The organism is Streptomyces niveiscabiei (genome assembly GCF_001419795.1).
GTDB lineage: Bacteria > Actinomycetota > Actinomycetes > Streptomycetales > Streptomycetaceae > Streptomyces > Streptomyces niveiscabiei.
Genome location: NZ_LIRL01001203.1, coordinates 1 through 4,885 on the forward strand (window position 1 = coordinate 1; position 4,885 = coordinate 4,885).

Annotated in this window: 4 protein-coding genes; all 4 read left to right on the plus strand. The window is 69.6% G+C overall.

Annotated elements, in window-relative coordinates; translation table 11 throughout:
• The first annotated feature begins 31 nt into the window (after positions 1 to 31).
• Complete coding sequence (locus AOK24_RS42040) at positions 32 to 820, plus strand: aldose epimerase family protein (protein ID WP_055725142.1); 789 nt, start codon at positions 32 to 34, stop codon at positions 818 to 820.
• A 96-nt stretch (positions 821 to 916) separates the two neighbouring features.
• Entirely contained in the window at positions 917 to 1,465 is a 549-nt protein-coding gene (gene pyrE / locus AOK24_RS42045; RefSeq protein ID WP_055725143.1) for an orotate phosphoribosyltransferase, read from the plus strand.
• 141 nt (positions 1,466 to 1,606) lie between these two features.
• Complete coding sequence (gene fbaA / locus AOK24_RS42050) at positions 1,607 to 2,638, plus strand: class II fructose-bisphosphate aldolase (protein WP_055725144.1); 1,032 nt, start codon at positions 1,607 to 1,609, stop codon at positions 2,636 to 2,638.
• Between the two features lie 233 nt (positions 2,639 to 2,871).
• On the plus strand, positions 2,872 to 4,857 hold the full coding sequence (locus AOK24_RS42055; protein WP_055725145.1) for a WD40 repeat domain-containing protein: 1,986 nt from the start codon (positions 2,872 to 2,874) through the stop codon (positions 4,855 to 4,857).
• Positions 4,858 to 4,885: the final 28 nt, after the last annotated feature.

The following is a 4,885-nucleotide window of genomic DNA, read 5'->3' on the forward strand; positions in this document are numbered from 1 at the left end:
ACCCTGTAGCCCCCCAGTACTGTCATCCCTTGTGAGCAACGAAGAGATCACACTGACCGCCGGCTCCGCACAGGCGACCGTGCACCCCGCCAACGGCGCCCGCGTGGCCTCCCTCCAGGTCGACGGTGTCGAACTGCTGCGCCAGGGCGAGAAGTTCGGCTGCTTCCCGATGGTCCCGTGGTGCGGCCGGATCAGGGACGGACAGTTCCGCAACGGCGGTACGACCCACCAGATGCCGCTCAACGCCCCGCCGAACGCCATCCACGGCACGGCGCGCGGCAGTGCCTGGAACGTCGCCCGCGTCGCGCCCGACGAAGCGGTCCTCACGTACGACCTCGTGGCTCCCTGGCCCTACCCCGGACGTATCACCCAGGTGTTCGCCCTCACCGAGGACACCCTGACCCTCACCATGGCGGTGGAGACGTACGACGACTCCTTCCCGGCGCAGATCGGCTGGCACCCCTGGTTCAACAGGAACCTGGGAGGTAGTGACGTACACCTCGCGTTCGACCCCGCCTGGCAGGAGGAGCGCGGCGACGACCACCTCCCCACCGGCAACCGGATCGAGCGCAAGCCCGGCCCGTGGGACGACTGCTTCGGCATGCCGGACGGCGTCGACGTGACGCTGACCTGGCCGGGGCAGCTGGAGCTGAAGGTCGCCAGCCGCGAGCGGTGGGTCGTGGTGTACGACGAGCAGGAGCCCGCCGTGTGCGTGGAACCGCAGACCGGCCCGCCCAACGGCCTGAACACGCACCCCCGTCTGGTCACCCCGGTCGACCCGCTGGAGGCGTCGACGACGTGGACCTGGCGGCGCCTGTAGTACCCGTACGACCCGAGAGCCACGGCCCGCCGTACCCCCACGGCCCTCCGTATGCCCCGCCGTACCTCCGTACGCCCCGCATCTAAGCTGTTCGCCATGACGGACGTACGTGCTGAGCTGCTGCAACAGATCAAGGACAAGGCCGTGGTGCACGGCAGGGTGACGCTCTCCTCGGGGCTGGAGGCGGACTACTACATCGACCTGCGCCGCGTCACCCTCGACGGTGAGGCCGCCCCGCTGGTCGGGCAGGTGCTGCTGGACCTGACGGCGGAGCTGGAGTTCGACGCGGTCGGCGGGCTGACCATGGGCGCCGACCCGGTCGCCACGTCGATGCTGCACGCCGCCGCCGCGCGCGGACAGAAGCTGGACGCCTTCGTCGTCCGCAAGGCGGCCAAGGCGCACGGCATGCAGCGGCAGGTCGAGGGCCCGGAGATCCGCGGTCGGCGCGTGCTGGTCGTCGAGGACACCTCCACGACCGGCGGTTCTCCGCTGACGGCGGTGGAGGCGGTGCGCGCGGCGGGCGCCGAGGTCGTGGCCGTCGCGACGATCGTCGACCGGGCGACCGGCGCCGACGAGAAGATCCGGGAGGGCGCGGGTGTGCCGTACCTCTTCGCCTTCTCCAAGGACGAGCTGGGCCTGGACTGATACCTGAGATGTAGCCGGTTACACCTTCCAGAGCAACAGGCCATGTCTGGAAAGATGGCCATGACGACGACGTCATACCCAAGGTCTAGGTCAGGGCCGTAGTACGAAGATCGCCAACCCGCACACCCAAGGAGCGGACAGATGCCCATCGCAACCCCCGAGGTCTACAACGAGATGCTCGACCGGGCGAAGGCAGGCAAGTTCGCCTACCCGGCCATCAACGTCACCTCGACCCAGACCCTGCACGCGGCGCTGCGCGGCTTCGCGGAGGCGGAGAGCGACGGCATCATCCAGATCTCCACGGGCGGCGCGGAGTTCCTGGGCGGCCAGTACAGCAAGGACATGGTGACGGGCGCGGTCGCGCTCGCCGAGTTCGCGCACATCGTCGCCGAGAAGTACCCGGTCACGGTCGCGCTGCACACCGACCACTGCCCCAAGGACAAGCTCGACGGGTACGTACGGCCGCTGCTCGCCGTCTCCGAGGAGCGCGTGAAGGCCGGCCGCAACCCGCTCTTCCAGTCGCACATGTGGGACGGCTCGGCCGAGACGCTCGCCGACAACCTGGCCATCGGCCAGGAGCTGCTGGCCCGCGCGGTCGCCGCGAAGATCGTCCTTGAGGTGGAGATCACCCCGACCGGCGGCGAGGAGGACGGCGTCTCGCACGAGATCAACGACTCCCTCTACACGACGGTCGACGACGCGATCCGCACGGTCGAGGCGCTCGGCCTCGGCGAGAAGGGCCGCTACCTGCTGGCCGCGTCGTTCGGCAACGTGCACGGCGTGTACAAGCCGGGCAACGTCGTGCTCCGCCCCGACCTGCTGAAGGAGCTGAACGAGGGCGTCGCCGCCAAGTTCGGCAAGCCGGCCGGTTCGCAGCCGTTCGACTTCGTCTTCCACGGCGGCTCCGGCTCCTCCGAGGAGGAGATCGCGACCGCGCTGGAGAACGGCGTCATCAAGATGAACCTCGACACGGACACGCAGTACGCGTTCACGCGGCCGGTCGCGGCGCACATGTTCCAGAACTACGACGGCGTCCTGAAGGTCGACGGCGAGGTCGGTTCCAAGAAGACGTACGACCCCCGTACCTGGGGCAAGCTCGCCGAGGCGGGCATGGCGGCGCGGGTCGTCGAGGCCACGCAGAACCTGCGGTCGGCGGGTACGCGGATCAAGTAGTACCGGAGAGTGAGAGACCCGGCGCTCCCCTCAGGGGGACGGCGCCGGGTCTTTTGTCCACCCGGAGTACCCCCTACCTGAGAGCCAGTGACCCACGCCACGCCATATGTGTGAATCCTGTGGACACGTTGTCATAGGCATGCAATAGGCTGCGGACACCGCACCCCGGTTCTCGGGGCACGCCCCAACTCACGGGGCAGCGAAGACCATTGGGGGGTCTTTTCATCGTGTTCGTGCGTAAGCGCACTCTCTCGACCGCGACAGCGCTCGCGGTACTCGTCAGCTCCGCCGCGCTGGTCGTGGGGACGGCCGGTTCGGCCGCGGCGGACAGCAGCAAGGTGCTCCCGCTGAAGTCCGCGGGCGACATCGTGGTGGACGGCGTCCACCGCAAGGTCTTCGTCAGCGACCCCGTCACCGGACGGGTCGTCGCGACGGACTACTCCGGCAACGTGCTCACCACCGTGCCCGAGCTGTACGGCGTCACCGGCCTGGCTCTCTCGGCCGACTCCGGCCGGCTGTACGCGGCCGTCCCGAGCGTCGACGCGATCGTCGCCCTCGACACCACGACGATGGCCGAGCAGGCCCGGTACGCCACCGGCGAGGGCACCGACCCGCAGTTCCTGGCCCTCGCGGGCGGCAAGATCTGGTTCGGCTACGGCACCGAGGCCGACGGCTCGATCGGCTCGCTGGACGTCTCCGGCGCCGAGCCCGTCGTCGCCCTCGACCAGGACGCCGAGACGGACTACTCCGGCGCCCCGCGCCTGGCCGTCTCGCCGACCGAGCCGAACACCATCGCGGCGGCCGGGTCGTCCTCCCAGCGGTTCGCCCTCGCGACGTACGACGTGACGACGGGCACCGCGGCCCGTACCTCGCGTAATACCTCAGGGCTAACCGGGCAGACCAACGACCTCGCGTACACGCCGGACGGCAAGCGCGTCGTCACCGCCAACCCCGGCAAGGTGCACCACGTCTGGCAGGCCTCCGACCTCACCGCGGCCGGCACCTACACCAGCACCGAGCACGGCACGTCGGTCGCGATCGCCCCCGACGGCACCGTCGCGGCCGGCTCCGACGCCCCGTACGGCAAGGACGTCTTCGTCTACCGGCCGGGTCAGACCACGGCCGTACGGCAGTACGACTTCCCGGTGACGGGTACGACGTCCGCGGGCGACGGCCTCGTCAACGGCGGGCTCGCCTGGGAGCCGGGCGGCAGCCGCCTGTTCGCGGTCACCGACAACTGGGACAGCAACGTCCGGCTGCACGTCCTGGACGAGCCGACCAAGTCCGCGCCGACGGTCGCCGTCAAGGCCCCGGCCACGGCCGCTCTCCGCAAGGCGCTCACCGTCTCCGGCACGGTCACGGGCACGGTCGCGCTGCCGGTGGGTACCCCGCTGGTAGTCACGCGGTACGACTCCGAGTCCCCCAAGGGCAAGTCCCTGGGGACGAAGAAGCTGGCCGCGAAGGGGGCGTTCTCCTTCACGGACACCCCGGCCGTCGCCGGGAACGTCACCTACAAGGTGGCGTACGCCGGGAGTGCTACGCACTCGGCCGCGTCCGGGTCGTCGGTCGTCAAGGTCGCCTACGACAGGACGGCCCTGAAGATCGACCGCAACAACCTGACCGTCAACTACGGCACCAACGTGACGTACACGGCGACGCTCGGCCCGACGTACAAGAACCGCACCGTCGAGATCTGGGCCGACCCGTGGGGGCCCGAGCCGAAGCGGCTGCTCAAGCGGGGCAAGGTCAACGCGAAGGGCCAGCTCGCGGTGGCGCTGCGGATGACCCGCGACACCACGGTCAGCGCGGTCTTCACCGGGGACGCCCGCAACGTCAAGGCCGAGGCCAAGTCCGGAGTGCGCACCCGCGCGGGTGTGACGACCTCGCTCTCGGGCCACTACCGGTGGACGAAGTTCGGGAACACCAACTACCAGACCTTCCACCAGACGACCGACCCGCTGATCACCACGTGGATCAACGCCTACCCCGGCCGGTACACGCGCCTCGACCTCCAGGCGTACGTCCAGGGCCGCTGGGTCTCGGGCGAGCCGGAGTACTTCCCGCTGGACAGCGCCGGCAAGTCGTACGTCACGCTGGACGGCGACGGCGCGGCCGGGTACCGGTTCCGCCTGCGGTCGGTGTACGTCGACGGCTACAACGGCGACATCGCGAACACGACGTCGTACGGGCCGTGGAAGTACTTCAACTTCACGAGGTGATACCTGCGAGGTAGCTCCGCGGAGCTAC